This is a genomic window from Natronobacterium texcoconense (assembly GCF_900104065.1).
Lineage (GTDB): Archaea > Halobacteriota > Halobacteria > Halobacteriales > Natrialbaceae > Natronobacterium > Natronobacterium texcoconense.
In genome coordinates this window covers 857,175-876,246 of the sequence record NZ_FNLC01000001.1, presented here as the reverse complement: position 1 = coordinate 876,246, position 19,072 = coordinate 857,175, and the positions used below count along the sequence as shown (strand labels likewise).

Here is a 19,072-nt window from a genome sequence, read left to right as displayed (position 1 = left end):
ATGTATCGTATTTCGTCAGTATCTGCGTCCTTTCTGAAAGAAAAGGACGTCTCAGTCCGTTTGGACCTGGTCTGCGATGTCGTCGACGACCCCGGGATTACGAAGCGTCGACGTGTTACCCAGCTCGTTCCCGCTCGCGATGTCCTCGAGCAGTCGGCGCATGATCTTGCCCGAGCGGGTCTTGGGCAGTTCGTGCGTGAAGATCACGTCCTCGGGTTTGGCGATCGGCCCGATCGAGTCGACGATCGAGTCGACGACCGCATCTTCGAGGTCGTCGCCGCCCTCGTAGCCGTCTTCGGGGATGGCGTAGACGTACACCGCTTCGCCTTTGACCTCGTGGTCACCGCCGACGACGGCGGCCTCTGCGACTCCTTCGACGCCGACCGCGGCCGACTCGATCTCCATCGTGCCGAGGCGGTGGCCGGAGACGTTGATCACGTCGTCGACCCGGCCCAGTACGGTGATGTAGCCGTCTTCGTCGATCTTCGCACCGTCCTCGGGGAAGTAGACCCACTCGTCGGCGTCGGGGTCGGAGTACTCCTCCCAGTACTCGGAGACGAACCGCTCGTCGTTCCGGTAGAGGGTTCGAAGCATCCCCGGCCACGGCTTCTGGACAGTGAGATACCCTGCTTCACCGGCACTGATCTCGTCGCCGGCGGCGTCGACGATCTTGGCGTCGATACCGGGTAGCCCCGGCCCGGCGGAGCCGGGTTTCATCTCGCCGACGCCGGGCAGCGTCGTAATCATGTGGCCGCCGGTCTCGGTCTGCCACCAGGTGTCGACGATCGGGCACTCCTCGCCACCGATGTGGTCGTAGTACCACTTCCAGGCCCGCGGGTTGATCGGTTCCCCGACGGTCCCCAGCAGGCGAAGCGACGAGAGATCGTGGCGTTCGGGGTACTCCTTGCCCCACTTCATGAACGCCCGGATCGCCGTCGGCGCGGTGTAGAAGACGTCGACGCGGTTCTTCTCGATGATCTCCCAGAACCGGTCTTTGTCCGGATAATCCGGCGTCCCCTCGTACATCACCGTCGTGGTGCCAAGCGCCAGCGGCCCGTACAGGATGTAGGAGTGGCCGGTAATCCAGCCGATGTCCGCCGAACACCAGTAGGTGTCCTCGGGTTCCAGGTCGAGCACCGAGTGGCTCGTCCAGGCGGCGTACGCCAGGTAGCCACCCGTCGTGTGCTTGACGCCTTTGGGCTTGCCCGTCGTTCCCGACGTGTACATCAGGAACAGCATGTCCTCGGCGTCCCGGGTAACCGGCTCGACCGTCTCGCCAGCGTGTTCCTCGACCAGTTCACCGTAATCGTGCTGGTCGTCGGTCAGCGAGTGCTCGAGTGCGTCGCCGAGTCGATCGACGACGACCGTCTCCGTCTCGTGGTCGACGTCCTCGAGGCCCTCGTTCGACTTCGAGATGTGGTCGAGTGCGTCACCGCGCCGGTAGTATCCGTCACAGGTAATCAGGTACTCGCTGTCGGCGTCGTTCATCCGGGTCGCGAGTGCGTCTGCGGAGAAGCCGGCGAAGACGACGCTGTGCGGTGCGCCGATGCGAGCACACGCGAGCATCGCGATCGGTAGCTCCGGGACCATCGGCATGTACATCGTGACGACGTCGTCCTCCTCGACGCCGAGATCCCGCAGCGCGGCCGCGAACTCGTTGACCTCGTTCAGGAGGTCCCCGTACGTGTACGTCCGTGTTTCACCCAGTTCGCCTTCCCACTTGATCGCGGCGCGGTTCTTCGCGCCGTCCTCGACGTGTCTGTCGAGACAGTTCTGGGAGGCGTTTAGCTTCCCGTCCGTAAACCAGCGATAGGTCGGTGCGTCCGACTCGTCCAAGACCTCGTCGTAGGACTCCTCCCAGTCGAGAAACTCCGCAGCGCGTTCCCAACACTCCGGCCAGTTCTCCTCGAACTCCTCGTAGATCCCCGGATCCGATACGTTGGCCTGCTCGACGAACGACTCGGGAGGCTCGAACGTATCTTGCTCCTCGAGTCGTGCCTCGAGTTCCGCATCCTCCTGTGACATGATACACACAGTCAATGACTAACCATGATATTAAAGGGGCGCTCTAGTTGTGCAAAATCAGTGCGGTAGATGGGGGCGCTGTAGGTGTATTACGGCCTCAGGACGGAGATTGAGAACGGATCGATCCCAAGAGGTCAGTCAAGATACTCACATGGGATTCGAGCCACCTGCTGAATAATCAGTCAGCTTCATAGGCACATCATCACAGCGAACCTGTTGTGTCGGATTCGCGACCTGTTGCTTCTGCCCGTTCGATTTAACCGGTATCGTTATTTTCGACCGGTAGACTTGTTTCTCTACTCTACTCGGCTTTATGATCACCGGAAATTATATCTAGTAGAAATTTTTATTAGTGCGACCATATACCAATAGTATTGATGTCCGATAAAAAGAAAGTCAGTCGGAGAACAGCCCTCGCAGCTACGGCAGGAGCCAGTTCGCTCGTCGTCACCTCCGGTTTCGCAGCGGCTCGATCCGGGTCGGACAAGGAGGAGTTGACCGACGAGGAGATAGCGCGCAAACTCAAGCAGTCGCTTGCAGAGTCAGCGCATCTGGTTGCGAACCCGGAGCAGTTCGAGCAGTTTACCGAGGGGAAAATCGAACCACGGGTCGATGACGAGACGCTTCGTGAAGAGATCCTTCCCCACTCGACGACTCCCGACGACGTGGAGATTTACTCTGGAAAGTACCGAAACGCCAAACCGCCGTCTGGAAAACATTTCGCAGTCGAAACGCGTGAGGAGTGGCAACAACGTGATGCGCCTGTTGCACTGGAAGGGACGGCCCGTTCACAAATCAGCGATTTCTTTTACCTAGAAGAGCATATCGGTTCGGGGACTCTCCTCGGCCAGACGGTCAGTGCCGGTGTCGGTGCCGGATTATTGATCGAGGGTGGTTCGGGAGTTACCCTCGATATCACGCTCACCGCCGACGTATTCCTCGAAGTCGAAACGAGTGTCGGAACAGCCTCGGGGACGGTAAGTCTTGTGAGTTTCGGCGTTTCCCTCGGTCCCGACGAAGACGCAGGCTACTGTGTCGGCCCGGTCGGTGCCGACGTTGGACAACTTCCAGGGTTGGAAGTAGAACTCTGTGGCAACATCGCAGTCAACGACGGACTGAGCAGCGTGGAACTGTCGGCCTCTCCGGAGATCTGTGCCGATCCGTGTCCAGCGGTCTCGTGTGGTGTCTGTACCTCGGTCGGATCGGTTGGTTTCGAGGTCCCGTGACCGGTCACGAACTTGGACTGAAAGGAACTCCACGGTCGATATAAGTAGGTGACGCACAATTCAAGTACACGTCGAGACAAACGTTCGAAAGGTTATGGCCGGATCATCAGTCGATCCAGAATATCGGATTGCGCTGACGATAATCGTCGGTGTCAACCTCTTTCCGCTGGTCGGGTTCGTACTGTTCGACTGGGAGCCGATACTCGTGGGCTTGCTGTACTGGCTGGACGTCGTGTCGTTAGTTCTCGTGTACAGCGTCTGCGCGCTGTTTGCACAGCGGTGGAGTCACACCGAACTCGAGGAGAAATCTCTCCTTCCTGGGACGGTTGGACTGGACTACTGGAGTGACGAGCCACGCAACCTCTCTCGCTCGCTCCCGCCGGTATACACCCGAAATCTGGCCGTGATTATTCCGACAGCACTGTTCCTGTTGTTCGTTCTGTTCGCGGTCGGCGCACAGGCGTTCTTCGGTGATATCGAACTCGGCCGCAGAGTTGCTGGCGACGCGTTCGCATTTCTCGGTGCGTTCGGAGTCTTTGCTACACTGGAAGGGGTTGTAACGGGAGCCGTCATCATCGGAGCGCACGCTATAACGATCCATCGAGCGTATTTCCGGACCGGAAAGTACAGAGACCAATCCGCATACATGGTGCTCGAAAGCACGATCCGATTCGTTCTGCTGTACGTCACCTGTCTGTTCGCGTTCCTCTTCTATCTCGTACTGGTTCTCGCAGTGGGGGAGTTCGTGGTGACGAGCATCGTTTCCGAGACGGTTGCACAGCAGGGCGCCGTCGTCGTTCTCGCCGCGTCGTTTCTCGCGGTGAAACTCGCACTCGAGCGGATGCGGCTCCGTGCGGAATGGACCGAGAAAGCCGGGCTCACGTCGTGGTTTCGCCCATCGCCACTGCCGGAGTCGGACGACGCAAACGGGTGACGGACACTGGGACCCTCAGTTATCGTCGGCTCGCTCGTCGAAAAACGTCCGGAGCAGTTCGTGTTGCCCTTTCCGGAGGTGGTTGTGCAGCGTCGGCGAGGAGATACCCATCGCGTCGGCTACCTCTTCGGCCGTACTCTCGCGAGGCCAGTCGTAGTAGCCGCCGAAGTACGCCGCCCGCAGCGAGGATATCTGGCGGTCGGTCAGCCGATCCTCGAGTCCCTCCCTGAACTCGCGGGCAGTCCGGACAGTGCGGTCGCTCTCGCGTTTCCCGACCAGTTCCGAGTCTGGGAACGTGGCCCGGAAACCGTTGACGATCGTCCGGAGGTCGGCGTCGGCCGCACACTCGGCCGTGATCGTCCCGACCCCGTCCTCGATGGTCGCCGTGCGGACGGTGACGCCGTACTCCGACAGCGTCAGCATCGTCGAGGAGCCCTCGACGACGAACTCGACACGCCAGCCGTCCTCGTAGGTCTCGATCAACCGGTAATCGGTGACCTCCTCCTCGACCGCAGCGAGGTCGAAGACGTCGGCCGGCGACGCCCCCTCGAGTCGGAAGTAGTACAGTTGCGTCGACTCCGAGACGGGGACGACCGAGTCGAGTTCGAACCGACACTCGAGTCGGTCCGAGACGTCGACGAAAAACGACCGATCGTCCGTACACTCGAGTTCGAATTCGACGACGTGATCCGACAGCAGGAGGTTCCGTCGGCGGACGGCCGTGATCGCGTACCCGACTTGACGACCGATAGTCGTGAGCCAGTCCCGTTCGTCCCTGTCGAACGCCACCGAGCGGTCGGTCGCGACGGCGAGGGTTCCGTACGTCGTCTCTCCGTACGCGAGCGGGACGCGTGCGATAGCACCCTCGAACGGCTCGTCGTCGACCTCTGCGGTGACGTCGACGACGTCGATCCCGTCGTCTGGCTCCGGATCCCAGCCGTCGGGGACGACCTCGTCGATCGCATCCGGGTCGACGCCGCTTGCCGCTCGCCACTCCTCGCGTCGATCGACCATCGTCGTCCGATCGATCCAGGCGAACTCGTAGACGTCACCGTCGGCCAGGGTAACGCAGGTCTCGATCTCGACCTCCTCGTGGTCGTTCGACTCGAGCAGCGAGCGGGTCAACTCCCGATGCCGTTTGGCCAGGGCGTATCGGCGACCGAGTTCCGCCCGGCGGTCCTGTAGCTCCTCGAGTTCTTCGTAGTACGCGGAGACATCGCGGACGAACAGGGCGAACCCGCAGTGGCGACCCCGGTCGTCCCGGAGCGGTGAGATCACCTCCGTCGCACGAAACTGCGAGCCGTCCGACTGAACTCGCCACCCTTCGGTCTCGTAGCCGGACTCCTCGAGCGCGCTCGAGAGCACCCGTTCCGGTCGGCCGTCCTCGACGGCGTCGTCGGTGTAAAACGCCGAGACGTGCGTGCCGACGATCTCGCCGGCACGATAGCCGAACATGGCGGCACCGCTGCGGTTCCAGCGATCGACGTAGCCGTCCTCGTCGAGGCGGACGAGGGCGTACTGGTCGCTGGCGGCCAGCAGTAACCGAACGACGCTGTCGTCGCCGACGGCGTCGGAACCCGAGCGTGACTCCCTGCCTCGCGGATCCGACGGCCGCTCGACGGTCTCGAAGCCGTCGACGATCTCGCTCTCGGTCGGTTCGGGGAGATACCGCTCGAGGGCTTCGAAACTCCGCCAGCCGCCGACCGCTTTGACGACCCGTGGGTTGACGCCGTGGTCGACGAGCGCCCGGGCCGCGAAGAAGTGTCTGAGGTCGCCAGTCGAGACGTCCGCGAGCGCGGGGTCATCGACGCGGTCGCTCGCACGGTCGGCGACGTCCGAGACGAGCATCTGGAGGCGTCGCGGCGTCACCGAAAAGATCCGGTCCTCGGTCGAAAGCCCGTTACTCCGGGCGTATCGCCGCAACTCCCGCTCGACGTGGGTCGGCAGGTAGGCTGTTCGTCTCTCCTCCCGGTCGTCGGTCGCCGGCACGCGAACGAGGTATCGCGGCGGATCGATCCGGGCCTGATCGACGTCGTCGATCCGCAACCGGACGAGTTCAGCCGGCCGGAGCCCGACCTCCCCACAGAGCCGGACGACGAGTGCCTCGCGGTAGGTTTCGGCGGCATCGAGCAGCGACTCGTACTGCCGGCGGGAGAGGACGTCCCACTCCTCCCTCTCCAGACTCATACTTCGCGCTTTCTGGAGAGACGAACATAACTGTATCGACTGGTGGTGCGAGAATTCGAATAGTAGAAAATTCGCCGACCATTGACGACCAGTATCCGTTTCGAAACTATAGAATCTGCGAAACCAGTCAGTCCTCGCCGATCGCCGCCTGGATCTCCCCCACGATCTCCGGGTTCCGAAGCGCACTCGTATCGCCCAGGTCGTCGCCGTTCGCGATGTCCTCGAGCAGTCGCCGCATAATCTTGCCCGACCGAGTTTTGGGCAGTTCCGGCGTGAAGACTACCGTATCCGGCGTCGCGATCGGGCCGATCGCCGTCTCGACGTTGTCCACGATCGTCTCGCGAACGGCGTCGTCACCGGGACCGAACCCACCTTCGGTGCTCACGTAGGCGTAGATCTCCGTCGCGGTCGTCCCACTCGAGCGGCCGACGACGGCAGCCTCGGCGACGCCTTCCACGTCGGTGATCGCGCTCTCGATCTCCATCGTACTCAGTCGGCGACCGGAGACGTTGATCACGTCGTCGACCCGGCCCAGCACGGTGACGTAGCCATCCTCGTCGATGGCCGCTGCGTCGCCGCTGAAGTAGCGCCACTCCCCGGCGTCGGGGTCGGAGAATCGCTTCCAGTACTCCTCACGGTACTGGTCGTCGCCGCCGTACAGTGTTCGTGCCATCCCCGGCCAGGGCCGACCGACGGTCAGGTAGCCGATCTGTCCAGGGTCGACCGCTTCGCCTCGTTCGTCGATCACCTGAACGTCGATACCCGGCAGTCCCGGCCCCGCAGCACCGGGTTTCATCTCGTCGACGCCGGGCAGCGTCGAGATCAGTATCGCACCCGTCTCGGTCTGCCACCAGGTGTCGACGACCGGACACTCCCCGTCGCCGACGTGCTCTCGGTACCAGTTCCAGGGACGGGGACTGATCGGCTCACCGACCGTGCCGAGCAAGCGAAGCGACGAGAGGTCGTGGCGCTCTGGGTACTCCTCACCCCACTTCATGAACGCCCGGACTGCCGTCGGCGCAGTGTAGAAGACGTCGACTGCGTTGCGGTCGACGATCTCCCAGAGTCGATCCCGGTCGGGGTAGTCCGGCGTCCCCTCGTACATCACGGTCGTCGTCCCGAGCGCCAGCGGGCCGTAGACGATGTAGGAGTGGCCCGTGATCCAGCCGATGTCCGCCGAACACCAGTAGGTGTCCTCGGGTTCGACGTCCAGGACGGCGTGGCTCGTCCAGGCGACGTGTGCCAGATAACCGCCGGTCGTGTGGACGACGCCCTTGGGTTCGCCCGTCGTCCCCGACGTGTACATCAGAAACAGCATGTCCTCCGCGTCGCGCGAAACCGGATCGACCGTCGCGCCTGCGAACTCCTCGCGGAGGTCGTGGTAATCCCACTCCCGTTCCCCGAGTACGTGCGGGAGTTCGTCGCCGAGACGATCGACGACCACCGTTTCGACCTCGTGCTCGAGTGCGAGCCGTGCATTGTCCACCTTCCCCTTCTGGTTGAACGCGTCGCCGCGACGGTAGTAGCCGTCACAGGTGACGAGGTACTCGCTGTCGGCGGCGTCCATCCGGGTCGCGAGCGCGTCCGACGAAAGCCCGGCGAAGACGACGCTGTGGGGTGCGCCGATGCGGGCACACGCGAGCATCGCGATCGGCAACTCGGGGATCATCGGCAGGTAGATCGTGACGACGTCGTCCTCCTCGACGCCGAGATCCCGCAGCGCGGCCGCGAACTCGTTGACCGCGACGTAGAGATCCCGATAGGTGTAGGTCTCTCGCTCACCGTGTTTCCCCTCCCAGCGGATCGCCGCGTGGGTCTTCCGTCCCGCCTCGAGGTGGCGATCGACGCAGTTGTACGCGGCGTTCAGCCGCCCACCCGTAAACCAGCGATAGAAGGGCGGATCGTCGTCCTCGAGGACGGCGTCGTACGGTCGATCCCAGGAGAGCAGGTCGGCAGCGCGTTCCCAGCATGCCGGCCACTCCTCGTCGAACGTCGCGTAGACGTCCTCGTCTGCGACGTTTGCCTGCTCGACGAACGAGTCGGGAGGGACCTGGGGCGATCCGGTGGGAACGGACCGGCCACGCCCCCACCCATTCCGGTTGGCCATATATCGTTCGAACCGAGGTCAGTCAGCCGAATAAACGTTCCTCCGAAAGCGACGGTGGGCGGCGGTTCGTCACTCCTCGACTGTCGGGTATCGAAACGCGAGTCGAAAACCGGAACGAGTCACTCGATCGTCGAATCGACGTCCGAGACGGGGTCGCTGTCGCCGGTATCGGGCTGGCGAACGACGTAGACGTCGTAGCGCTGGTCGTTCGCGACTGGACTACCGACGCTCGACTGTGGCGAGATCACCGAGCCAGCGTTCTCCGAGCCGATGAACACCACGCTCGCTCCGACCTTCGCGGCCACGCGGCGAATCTCGCGGACGACGTTCATCGTCGCGGTCGCGGTCGGCTCGTCGGACTGGACCTCTTCGACGCGGAACGTCGCCTCCGGTGCGACCTCGCGGGCACGCGTCTCCATCCCCGAAGCGATCGCCTCCGGATCGAACGGCTCACCCCGCGTAATCCAGCCTCGATCCCGGGCGTACTCCGAGTCGTCGGGAATGACAGTTAGAACAACGACCTCTTCGTCGAGGAGGTCGCCGAACGTCGAGGCCTTCTCGAGAGCCTTCGTCGCGAGCGGTGAGCCGTCGAACGGAACGAGCAACGACATATCCCTCATTGAGACGACGGCAAAAGTAAACCTTCGGCCTCCGGCGATAGCTCCTCAGTGGGGTGGAGACGTCGTCTCGTCTTCGTCACCGGTCACGACGACGACCGGCCGGTCGGTGAACCTGACGACGGCGTCGACCGTACTCCCCAGCAGCGAACGCCTGAACGACGACCGGCCCTGACCGCCGACGACGATCGCATCTACGTCGTACTCGCCCGCGGCGGCGAGAATCTCCTCGTGAGAGACACCCGACTTCATCGCCGTCTCGACGGCGACGCCGACGTCGGCCGCGGCCGACTCGAGGTCCGCGAGCAACGACTCCGCGCGTTCGGTTCGCCGACGGGCGACTTCCTCGGGATCGACGATCGCGTTGTCGTAGTCGGTCCGGCTCTCGAGAACTGTCAGCCCGTACAGCGTGGCGTCGAACTGTGCCGCGAGTTCGATCGCATGATCGGCTGCGGCCGTTCCCGACTCGCTGCCGTCGGTCGCGACGAGAATCGAGTCGTACATGGATGGTCTTCGGCCGCGAGCGAGAAAGGCGTGTTCCCGTCGTCACTCCTTGTCCGGCATCGTCGAGAACCGCGACACCGCTTTCATGTCCGGCCGCTCCGACGGCGACGGCGCCATCGTCGAGTGGCGCCTGGCTCCGCCCGACGAGCGATCGTCGCCCGAACCGAGATCCGGCTCAAGTAAGTCGTCCTCGGCAGCTTCCCCCTCGGTCTCGTCTTCGATCTCATCCGCTTCACTCTCGGCCGTCCCTCCCTCTTCCCCGTCGTCATCGGCGGTCACTCCCTCGAGTTGCTGCTGTACCTGCTCGACTTCGTCGCCGAACTCCGTGACCGTCTCGCGAAGCGACGAGCGAAGCCGTTCGCCGAGGTCCATCTCCGTTTCTCCGCCGTCGTCTCCGGTCTCGTCGTCTTCCGTTCGGTCTCCGTCGCTCTCTGCCGGTGCTCCCTCGTCCGACCGTTCGTCGCCTACCTCGTCTTCCCCGCTCGACTCGCTATCGGCCTCGGCTTCGACGGCCGTTCGCAACCCACCGATCGCGGCGTCGGCCATCCCTTCGTCCACCCGGTTTGCGAGGTTGCCCAGACGCAACAGTCGCTCGAGATCCTCGACTGCGTCCGCGTCACCCTCGACGATCGCCTGGGGGATCGAGTCGGGTTCGGTGCCGTCCGGGAGCGTCTCGAGTCCGACCGCCTCGAGGAGCGTCCCCGGTTCCGTCGACTCGAGGAGGTCGCTGGCTCGCTCGGCGGCCTCCACGAACTCTTCGCCCCCTGACCCGTCGCTCGACCCGGTAACGGATTCTCCTACCGTATCGGCCTCGTTCAGTATCTCGGTCACCTGATCGCGTACCTCGTCAGTTTCAGTCATTGTCGATCCTCGTTGTCGAGTCGTGATTCGAGTCGACCGGCTTACGCGGCCGGCGCGTTATTCGGCGTCAGCCGTCTGCTCTTTGTTCGATTCGTCGCTCTCTCCCTCCTCCGCCTCGCCGTCCGTCACCGTCTCGATGATCTCTGCTGTCATCTCCTCTCTGCTGAGATTCGCCTTCACGTCGACGTCTTTCGCGACGGACTGGAGGTCCTGGTAGGACATGACCCCGAGGAAGTCCTCGAGCGTGTCCCGCCTGAGATCCTCGAGGTCTTCGGGCGATGGGCCGGATTCCTCGTCTCCCTCCGCCTCCGTTTCGTCGGCCTCTTCCTCCCCACTCTCTTCGACGGCTTCCTCCTCGGTCTCTTCAGCCTCCTCCTCAGCATCTTCGCCGCGCTCTTCCTCCTCCTCAGCATCTTCGTCCGCTTCCTCGACTTCCGGCTCTTCGCTTTCCCCGTCGTCTTCACGCTCGAGAACGTCCTCGAGCCCCTCCCCGTCCGTAACACTCCCAGCTATCGACGCGAGGGAGTCACGAACCGTGCTGTCCTCGAACGCCTCGCTGACGCCGGACCGGATCGCCGTCCCGAGGCTCTCGCGAAGTTCGGTATCGGTCTCGTCGTCTTCGCCCTCCCTCTCGAGTTCCTGTGAGAGGGCTTCGTGGATCTCTCGACCGATCGACGCGCCGAGTTCGCGGCCGATCCGCTCGCCGAACTGCCGGCCGACGGACGCACCGATCTCGCCGCCGTCGATCTCGTCTTCGATACTCCCCTCGCCGAGCAGTTCGGAGACGCCGACCTGGTCGCTGACCTCGTCGGTGACGGCCTGTTTCAGACTCGTCTCCTCACTCATTTGTATTGCCCTCGTCGTCCTCCGTGCTTTCCGCCGTTTCAGCCGCTTCTTCCTGTGACTCCTCGCTCTCGTCCTCGGCGGTCTCTTCGGATTCCATCTCCTCTTCTTCGTCACCCTTGGCCTCCTCTTCTTCCGCCTCGTCTTCGGATTCGTCGTCGCTCTCCTCGACTTCCTCTTCAGCTTCGTCTTCCTCCTCTTCGTCGGCGTCTTCGGCTTCCTCCTCGGCCTCTTCTTCCTCCTCGTCCGTCCCGATCAGTTCCTCGAGCGCCATATCGCCGAGCGCACGCCCGATTCGCTCGCCGAGTTGCCGTCCGAGAATCGCGCCGATCAGCCCACCGAGAGCCTCCCCGAGGGGCTGATCCTCGCTGATCTCGTCTTCCCATCGCGTCCCCTCGACGAGTTCGTTGACGTTGATGTTCTCGGTGACTTTCTGGAAGTCGATTCGCTGGACGAACGACTCCGACTCCGATTCCATCTCCTGTTCCGCCTCTCCGTCCGCTTCTGACTCTGATGCTGATGTTTCACTCATAGTTAGGCCTCCGCTTCCGCTGGTTCCGTGTCCTCTTCTGCTTGCTCACGCTCGGGCTCGAGCTGGTCGATCAACGCCTGGAGGGTCTCGCGAACGATCGTCGCAACGATCTCCTCGATCGGGAGGCTCGGCAGACTCGGAACGAGCCCCGACAGCTTCTCCTTCAGCCAGCCTCCTGCCGCCGAAAGCTTGCCTCGAATCCAGCTTCCAGCCGCGGAGAGCCGACCACCCTCGACGTCGGGCGCTTTCTCCTCGGCTTCCTCCTCGAGTTCGCCGGCGTCCGCTGCCATCTCCTCGCCGCGACCGACGAGGCTACCGAGAGCCTGTTTCGGCTTCCCCAGAATACTCATCACGCCGTCTTTCAGCCGACTCGCCAGTCCGCTCGCCCACTCCTTCGGCTTGCTCAGGAGTGACGTCACCTTGTCGAGGAGCGCGCTGGGACCGTCCAGTAGCCCGGTCACCGCCGACAGCAGGTTCCCGAGCAGGTTGTTCTGGCCGGGTCGCGCCGACACGTCCAGCGTTACCTCGTTGAGGTTGACCTCGAGGCCGAGCAGATCCAGGAACAGGCCGTCGAGATCGAGGTGAAGGACGCCGGAGGCATCGTCGCCTTCGTAGACGTCGTCGGCGTCTTCGACGTGGTACTCGTCTTCTTCGCCTTCTTCTTCGGGTTCGCCCTCCTCTTTCTCGTCCTCGGTTTCAGTTTCCTCTTCGGTCTCGGCTTCGTCTTCCTGCTCGCTTTCGACTTGCTCTTCCTCCTCTTGCTCGCTCTCTGCTTCCTCTTCGCCTTCACTCTCGTCGCCACCTTCCTCGTTCCCTTCGTCCGCCTCGCTCTCGTCTTCCGTTTCGTCTTCCTGATCGTCCTGTGCTTCGTCCTCGGTCGCCTGTTCCTCCTCGTCCTCGCTTTCGTCCGCCGGTTCGGTCTCGGCCTGCCCGCCGTCTGTCAGTACTCGAGTACCCGACCGGTCACTCTCGACGCGACGACTCGAGGTAGAGTCGACTTCGACGGGACCTGAACACTCATCGATCCCGTCATCTCCTAGTCCCGCTGTCATTATCCGGAAAAATGGATGTGAGACAGCGTTGTGGTGATTTCCCTTGCGTGTGCGACTACCTCTCCCGACCGGCGGGCCGTTACTCGGAGACGACCGTCACGTCGAACTTGTCCTCCCACCGGTATCGGCGGCCACCCCAGACGAACGTGTGGCGAGCCAGTCCGTACAGGGTAAGTGGAACGGAGGCAAGCAAAACGGGGTACGCGGTCAGGAACGTCCACCGCCGAATCCCGAACGCAGCGTAGATAGCGGCCATCGAAAGCGTCGTCAGCGCCAGCATGGGTAACGGAAACAGCACGGCGACGGCAGTCAACACCGTCGCAATCCCCGTCATGAGCGCGATTCCCCTGACGTCGTGGTTGCGAACGATCTGCGTAAACCGGACCTGGTTTTCGAGCGACTCGCGGGCCGATCCCCCGATTTCGACGCGACGGGTTCGTCCGAGCGTCGTGACGTCGACGTACTCCGAGAGGAGGCCGTCGTCGCTGACCGTTCGACGGAGTTCCTCGAGAAACGCGTCCTCGTCTCCGAGGTCGTCGCGCTCGAACATGACTGCGCCACCCCAGGGAATATCCGCGACGTAGACCATGAGCGTCCCGCTGAGTGCCTGCGTGGGCTCGAGAAAGGCACCGAGAGGGTCCTGTCCGACGAAGACTGGCGTCTCAGAGACCGGCCCGTGTTCCTCGTAGTCCTGTCGAAGCCCCTCGAGCCAGTCCGGTGGGTGGTGGTAGTCGTCGTCGCTCCAGGCGATCCGGTCGTGTTCCGCGGCCTCCATCCCGGCGGCGACGGCGTTGGCCTTCCCGGAACAACCCTCGGGGTCGCCGGCGACGACGAGCCTGGCGTTGGAGACGTCGGCGACGCGGTCTGCAACCGCTTCGTTTTCGTCGTCACAGACCACGAGGAGTTCGTCTTCCTCCCGGAGCTGGGCGACGACCTCCGCACAGGCGCCGTTCCATCCCGTGGTGGGCAAAACGACACTCGTCGGCACGTAGTCGGCCATACCTACTCCTGTCAACTGGTCGTTGTAAATACGTAGTGGCTGATATACGACGAGAGTCAGTCGTCGAGCGCCTCGAGGAACCGATCGAACGCGCCGCTTTCGGGATGGACGTGGGCGTAGGTCCCCAACGATTCGTACTCGAGCAGTCCGTCGTGGTCACCGTCGATGCCGTCGCCCCGAACCGTCTCGAAGGCAAAGTGAGCGTCGCCGTCGACGTCGGCGCTCGAGTAGTGGAACTCGTGGCCCCGAATCGTCTCACCGACGGTCGCAGTGAGCGTCGACCCTGTGGCCTCGAGTTCGACGTGATCGAGCGCCTGGTAGCGGTCGTGCATCGTCACGTCCGCGGGCAAAATGGCTGCCATCTCGTGGCGGTTGCCCGCCGTGGTCGTCAGCGACCGACTCATCGCCATCAGGCCGCCACATTCGCCGAATACCGGGAGACCGTCGCTTGCTCGGTCGCCGAGTTCCGCGAGCGTATCCGACGACTCGAGGGCGTCCGCGTGGAGTTCGGGGTAGCCGCCCGGGAGGTAGACGCCGTCGCAGTCGGGGACGGCGTCGCCCGCGACCGGTGAGAACGTCACGACCTCGCCCCGCTCGCGGAACCGTTCGATCGTCGCCGGATACCGAAAGCAGAAGGCCGCGTCACTGGCGACGGCGACAGTGGCGTCGACGGGTTCTGATGGTTCCATGGCCGCGGGTTCCGGAGGTGTAGACGCGGCGTCGACCAGTCGTTCGGCCTCGAGCGTCTCGGCGGCTTCCCGCAGCGCCTCCCGTGGCAACGCCGCTTCGCCGCCCATCTCGAGGCCGAGGTGCCGATCCGGAATTTCGAGGTCGGGATTGGGAGGAATCCGACCGAAGTACTCGAGATTATCTGGCAGCGCCTCCCGGATGCCCTCCTCGTGGCGGCCGCCGTGGGCGCGCTGGGCGACGATTCCCGCGACGTCGATATCGCGACCGATCGCGTCGGCGTACTCGGCGAATCCGAGCGCGGTCGCGCCGATGCTCTCCATTCCCGCGCTGGCGTCGACGACGAGCACGACTGGGAGACCGAGTGCCTCCGCGACCATCGCCGTACTCGAGCCGTCGCCGTCGTACAGTCCCATCACGCCCTCGACAACACAAATGTCGCCCTCCCCGCGGGCGTAGTTTCGCCGGACACCCGTTTCCCCCTCGAGCCACAGGTCGAGCGTCCGCGACGGGCGACCGGCGACTGCCTCGTGGTGGCTCGGATCGATGAAATCCGGCCCCGCCTTCGCAGGCTGGACGTCGTAGCCGGCGTCCTCGAGTGCCTGGAGAATCGTGAGCGTCGCGACGGTCTTGCCGACGCCGGAACTGACGCCGCCGAGAACGAACCCTTGCATTTGTATTTGAGTTCGTACAAGTAGACTTGAAACCGTCGGTGGGCGTTACGAACCCGCCATCGGTCGGCGTTCGGACCACCGACGAACTTAACCGGTCGAATCGCCTACTGCGGTTCCCACGCGATGACCGACGAAACAGAACACCACCTTCGTGAGGCACTCCAGCATCTCGAGGCCGCTCGAGAGGGAGACCTCAGGAAGACCCACGACGTCGCCCTCGAGCAGGTATCGAACACTGTCGGTTCGGTCCTGCAGGAGTACACGGAAGATCAGTAGCAGGGTTTTTCGGGATACCGAGAGCGCGCCCGCAGCCAGCCGCGTAGCGTCGACTCCGACAACTGCGTATCAATATTCATTTGAACCACCTGGCTCGTTCTCCGACAGGAGAATGACTCGAGTATGAGCGGGGAGCGAACGGACGGCGCCGAGCGGAGCGCCGACGAGGGGATCGAGTACGGGGTCGACGACCGACCGCCGCTGGGTGAATCGACGGTGCTTGGCATCCAGCACTACCTGACGATGGTCGGTGCGAACATCGCGGTGCCGCTGATCCTGGCCGAGGCGATGGGGATGCCCGGCGACATCACGGCACATTTCGTCGGGACGTTCTTCGTCGTCTCGGGGATCGCGACGCTAGCCCAGACGACGTTCGGGAACCGGTACCCGATCGTCCAGGGGGCGCCGTTCTCGATGCTCGCGCCGGCGCTCGCCATCGTCGCCGTCGTGACCGCCGGGGGCGTCTCCGGTCAACCGGACTGGCAGGCTGCACTCCTGCAGTTACAGGGGGCAATCATCGTCGCCGCCACGGTTCAGGTACTGATGGGGTACCTCGGTCTGGTCGGCAAACTCCAGCGGTTCCTGTCGCCGGTCGTCATCGCGCCGACGATCGCACTGATCGGGCTGGCGCTGTTCGACGCGCCCCAGATCACCACGCCTGACCAGAGCTGGTGGCTGCTCGGACTGACGCTCGTGCTGATCGTCCTGTTCTCGCAGTATCTCGACATCAAGCACAAGGCGTTCCGGCTGTATCCGGTCATTCTGGCGATGGCGCTTGCTTGGATCGTCGCTGCGATGCTGTCCGTTCGTGGGACGTTCGGCCCTGTCTCGATCGGCCCGATCGAACTCGGCCCGATTACGATCGACGGCGTCCTCTCCGGAGATCACCCCGGCTACGTCCCGCTCGGCGAGGTCACCGACGCGTCACTCCTCCTGCCGATCTACCCGTTCCAGTGGGGTACTCCCGAGATCACGACCGCGTTCGTCATCGGGATGTTCGCCGGCGTGCTCGCATCGATCGTCGAGAGCATCGGCGACTACTACGCCGTCGCGAATCTGACGGGCTCGGCGGCACCGAGCGAGAAACGCATCAACCACGGGATCGGGATGGAAGGTCTGATGAACGTCTTCTCCGGGATCATGGGCACCGGCGGATCGACGTCGTACTCCGAGAACATCGGCGCGATCGGTCTCACCGGCGTCGCCTCGCGATACGTCGTCCAGATCGGTGCGGTCGTTATGCTGATCTTCGGCGTCATCGGCTACTTCGGCCAGTTGATCGCGACGATCCCCGACCCGATCGTCGGCGGCCTCTTTATCGCCATGTTCGCCCAGATCGTCGCCGTCGGTGTTTCCAACCTCAGGCACGTCGACCTCGACTCCTCGAGAAACGTCTTCATCATCGGCTTTGCCCTGTTCGTCGGGCTGGCGATCCCCGAGTACATGGCCAACTTCGAGAACACGCTCGCGTTCCGGGACGCCATCGGCATCGAAGCGAGCATCGCCCCGCTGGTCGGTGCCGAACTGATCGCCGGCACTGTCCTCGTGGGCTGGATCGAGGCCGCTGCGATCGCGATCGTCGACACCGTCTTCATCATCGGCTCGACCGGGATGGCCGTCGGCGGTCTCGCCGCGCTGTTCCTCGACAACACCATCCCCGGCACGCGGGAAGAACGCGGCCTCGCACAGTGGGATCGACTCACCGAAGACGAAAGCGAGTTCGAGTCGTTCTGGGAGCGCTGGGCAAGTGAAGACGACGCGGGCCGCGGTCGCTAATTTCTACTACTCTTGCTTCTTTCCGTTCCACGTCACGAAGGACACCCCGAGAGCTAAACGTCGTCGCCCCGGAGAGAGGGACGATGACACGACTCCCCCTCGAGGACGGCACGCTCTGGTACGAGGTCCACGGCGACGGCGAGACGCCGCTGATCTTCGTCCACGGCGGCTGGCTGAACGGCCGGGCCTGGCAGCCACAGGTCGAGCACTTCGCCGGCGACTATCGGGTCGTCACGCTCGACGTACGCGGGCACGGGAATACGGGGGCAACCGACGCCGACGAGTACTCGATAGAACTCTTTACCGACGACCTCGAGGCACTCCTCTCGCACCTCGCAATCGACGACGCACCGGTTCTCTGTGGGCTCTCGCTCGGGTCGATGGTCGTCCAGGAGTATCTGCACCGCCACCCCGACCGAGCGGCGGGAGCGATCCTCGCCGGCGCGGTGCAGTCGATGCCTCCAGTCAATCTTCCGCCAGGACTCGAGCCGTTCGTCTCGCCGATGCCGGCGCTGTCGACGACGCTGTCGATGACAGGGCCGCAGTCGACGTTCCGGTCGCTGCTGTACTCGATTCGGGCGACGACCGGCCAGCGGTGGCTGTCTGTCGATTCGTCGGTTCGGGCAGCGGCGATGGAGGCCGTCGGCGAGGTTCCCCGGGCGGAGTTTCGGAAGGTCTTCGACGCACTCTTGCAGTACGATCCGCCGGAGCTATCCGACGTCACGACGCCGACGCTCGTCGTACACGGCGCACAGGAGGCGCCGCTGGTCGAGCGACAGGGGAGACGGATCGCGTCGGCGGTCGACGACGGGCAACACCTCGTGCTGTCGGAGTCGGGGCACCTGGTCAATCAGGACCGGCCGCAGGCGTTCAACGACGTCAGCGGGAAATTCGTTCGGAGTCTAAGCGCCGTGTAAGGGGATCGGTCTCTCAGGGGGCGTGACGGTCATCGACGTCGGTACAACAATCTTTGGCAACGGCATCAAGTCATCGAAGAACCAACTACTTTGCGTCGCTGCAATGCCGTGTGAATTCCCACCTTCGAACTCGAGAACCTATGAGTAGCCACAGTCCGGATCCCAAGTACGACACGGCAAGCGTCGCGCCGATCAACGAGCGATGGTCGAGTATTTCGAAACACGTCCTCAACAGCTACGTCGAGGCCAACAACGCGTTCCTCGCGACGATGGGTATGTCACCCCCCTCGAGCGCGACGGAGCCACAACGAAAGTCAGAGACGGCGGCCGAACCGCCCGTCACCGAACTCGCGTTCGGCGACGAGACGTGGCTGATGGAGCGGTCCGTCGACGAGTCCGACGAACTCGAGGTCGGCGACTACGTTCGGTTCACCAAACCGATCGCGGAGACCGACGTCTCCGCGTTCGCAACCGCCTCGGGGGACACAAACCGGCTTCATCTCGACGAAGCGTTCGCCGGCGAGAGCCGGTTCGGTGGACGGATCGCACACGGGACGCTCGTCGCCGGTACGATCAGCGCTGCACTGGCTCGCTTCCCGGGCGTAACGATCTACCTCTCACAGGATCTCGAGTTTCTCGCACCCGTCGAGGTCGGCGAGACGGTAACTGCCGAATGCGAGATTCTCGAGGCGCTTGGCGACGAGCGGTATCGGCTCCGGACGACGGTGTCGACCCCAGGAACTGAGGATGAAGACGAGCGACGGACGGTAGTCGACGGTGAGGCTGTCGTCGCGATTTCGTCGTCACCGGACGAGTAGTCGCTCGTCCGAGATCGGTCGACGCAGTTGCGCCGG

Annotated in this window: 17 protein-coding genes; 6 read left to right on the top strand and 11 right to left on the bottom strand. The window is 63.6% G+C overall.

The features are described from left to right. Positions 1-51: 51 nt before the first annotated feature. Positions 52-2,025, bottom strand: coding sequence for an acetate--CoA ligase (acs, locus tag BLR35_RS04465; protein WP_090377948.1), 1,974 nt, complete (start codon positions 2,023-2,025; stop codon positions 52-54). 377 nt (positions 2,026-2,402) lie between these two features. Between acs (BLR35_RS04465) and BLR35_RS04460 the strand changes: the two genes are divergently transcribed. Next, positions 2,403-3,251: a hypothetical protein gene (locus BLR35_RS04460; protein WP_090377945.1), complete on the top strand. Its 849-nt coding sequence runs from the start codon at positions 2,403-2,405 to the stop codon at positions 3,249-3,251. A gap of 94 nt (positions 3,252-3,345) precedes the next feature. Beyond that, on the top strand, positions 3,346-4,185 hold the full coding sequence (locus tag BLR35_RS04455; protein ID WP_090377942.1) for a DUF6498-containing protein: 840 nt from the start codon (positions 3,346-3,348) through the stop codon (positions 4,183-4,185). A 15-nt stretch (positions 4,186-4,200) separates the two neighbouring features. Here the strand turns inward: BLR35_RS04455 and BLR35_RS04450 are convergent, their stop codons facing one another. From BLR35_RS04450 to BLR35_RS04405, 10 genes are all read right to left on the bottom strand, one after another. After that, entirely contained in the window at positions 4,201-6,372 is a 2,172-nt protein-coding gene (locus BLR35_RS04450) for a bacterio-opsin activator domain-containing protein (RefSeq protein WP_090377939.1), read from the bottom strand. Positions 6,373-6,499: 127 nt separating this feature from the next. Beyond that, complete coding sequence (gene acs / locus BLR35_RS04445) at positions 6,500-8,479, bottom strand: acetate--CoA ligase (RefSeq protein WP_090377936.1); 1,980 nt, start codon at positions 8,477-8,479, stop codon at positions 6,500-6,502. 119 nt (positions 8,480-8,598) lie between these two features. Next, positions 8,599-9,090 carry a universal stress protein gene (locus BLR35_RS04440; RefSeq protein ID WP_090377933.1) on the bottom strand — a complete coding sequence of 164 codons (492 nt, stop codon included), beginning with the start codon at positions 9,088-9,090 and terminating at the stop codon, positions 8,599-8,601. Between the two features lie 54 nt (positions 9,091-9,144). Further along, positions 9,145-9,600 carry a universal stress protein gene (locus BLR35_RS04435; protein WP_090377930.1) on the bottom strand — a complete coding sequence of 152 codons (456 nt, stop codon included), beginning with the start codon at positions 9,598-9,600 and terminating at the stop codon, positions 9,145-9,147. Positions 9,601-9,642: 42 nt separating this feature from the next. Further along, the gene (locus BLR35_RS04430; protein ID WP_090377927.1) at positions 9,643-10,461 is read right to left on the bottom strand and encodes a hypothetical protein; all 819 of its coding nucleotides are present in this window, start codon (positions 10,459-10,461) and stop codon (positions 9,643-9,645) included. 57 nt (positions 10,462-10,518) lie between these two features. After that, entirely contained in the window at positions 10,519-11,307 is a 789-nt protein-coding gene (locus BLR35_RS04425) for a hypothetical protein (RefSeq protein WP_090377924.1), read from the bottom strand. Continuing rightward, positions 11,300-11,836 carry a hypothetical protein gene (locus BLR35_RS04420; RefSeq protein ID WP_090377921.1) on the bottom strand — a complete coding sequence of 179 codons (537 nt, stop codon included), beginning with the start codon at positions 11,834-11,836 and terminating at the stop codon, positions 11,300-11,302. The genes BLR35_RS04425 and BLR35_RS04420 overlap by 8 nt, the downstream gene beginning before the upstream one ends. A 2-nt stretch (positions 11,837-11,838) precedes the next feature. Beyond that, positions 11,839-12,888: a hypothetical protein gene (locus BLR35_RS04415; protein WP_090377918.1), complete on the bottom strand. Its 1,050-nt coding sequence runs from the start codon at positions 12,886-12,888 to the stop codon at positions 11,839-11,841. A 79-nt stretch (positions 12,889-12,967) separates the two neighbouring features. Then, the gene (locus tag BLR35_RS04410) at positions 12,968-13,888 is read right to left on the bottom strand and encodes a glycosyltransferase family 2 protein (RefSeq protein WP_090377916.1); all 921 of its coding nucleotides are present in this window, start codon (positions 13,886-13,888) and stop codon (positions 12,968-12,970) included. 56 nt (positions 13,889-13,944) lie between these two features. Continuing rightward, a complete protein-coding gene (locus tag BLR35_RS04405; RefSeq protein ID WP_090377913.1) occupies positions 13,945-15,249 on the bottom strand; it encodes a cobyrinic acid a,c-diamide synthase in 1,305 nt (434 codons plus the stop codon). Between the two features lie 123 nt (positions 15,250-15,372). Between BLR35_RS04405 and BLR35_RS20540 the strand changes: the two genes are divergently transcribed. From BLR35_RS20540 to BLR35_RS04390, 4 genes are all read left to right on the top strand, one after another. After that, positions 15,373-15,525 (top strand): hypothetical protein, encoded by a 153-nt coding sequence (locus tag BLR35_RS20540; protein ID WP_170830962.1) that lies wholly within the window; start codon positions 15,373-15,375, stop codon positions 15,523-15,525. A gap of 123 nt (positions 15,526-15,648) precedes the next feature. Then, the gene (locus BLR35_RS04400) at positions 15,649-17,301 is read left to right on the top strand and encodes a uracil-xanthine permease family protein (RefSeq protein WP_090377911.1); all 1,653 of its coding nucleotides are present in this window, start codon (positions 15,649-15,651) and stop codon (positions 17,299-17,301) included. 83 nt (positions 17,302-17,384) lie between these two features. After that, positions 17,385-18,218 carry an alpha/beta fold hydrolase gene (locus BLR35_RS04395; RefSeq protein WP_090377908.1) on the top strand — a complete coding sequence of 278 codons (834 nt, stop codon included), beginning with the start codon at positions 17,385-17,387 and terminating at the stop codon, positions 18,216-18,218. Between the two features lie 140 nt (positions 18,219-18,358). Further along, positions 18,359-19,036 carry a MaoC family dehydratase gene (locus BLR35_RS04390; protein WP_090377906.1) on the top strand — a complete coding sequence of 226 codons (678 nt, stop codon included), beginning with the start codon at positions 18,359-18,361 and terminating at the stop codon, positions 19,034-19,036. Positions 19,037-19,072: the final 36 nt, after the last annotated feature.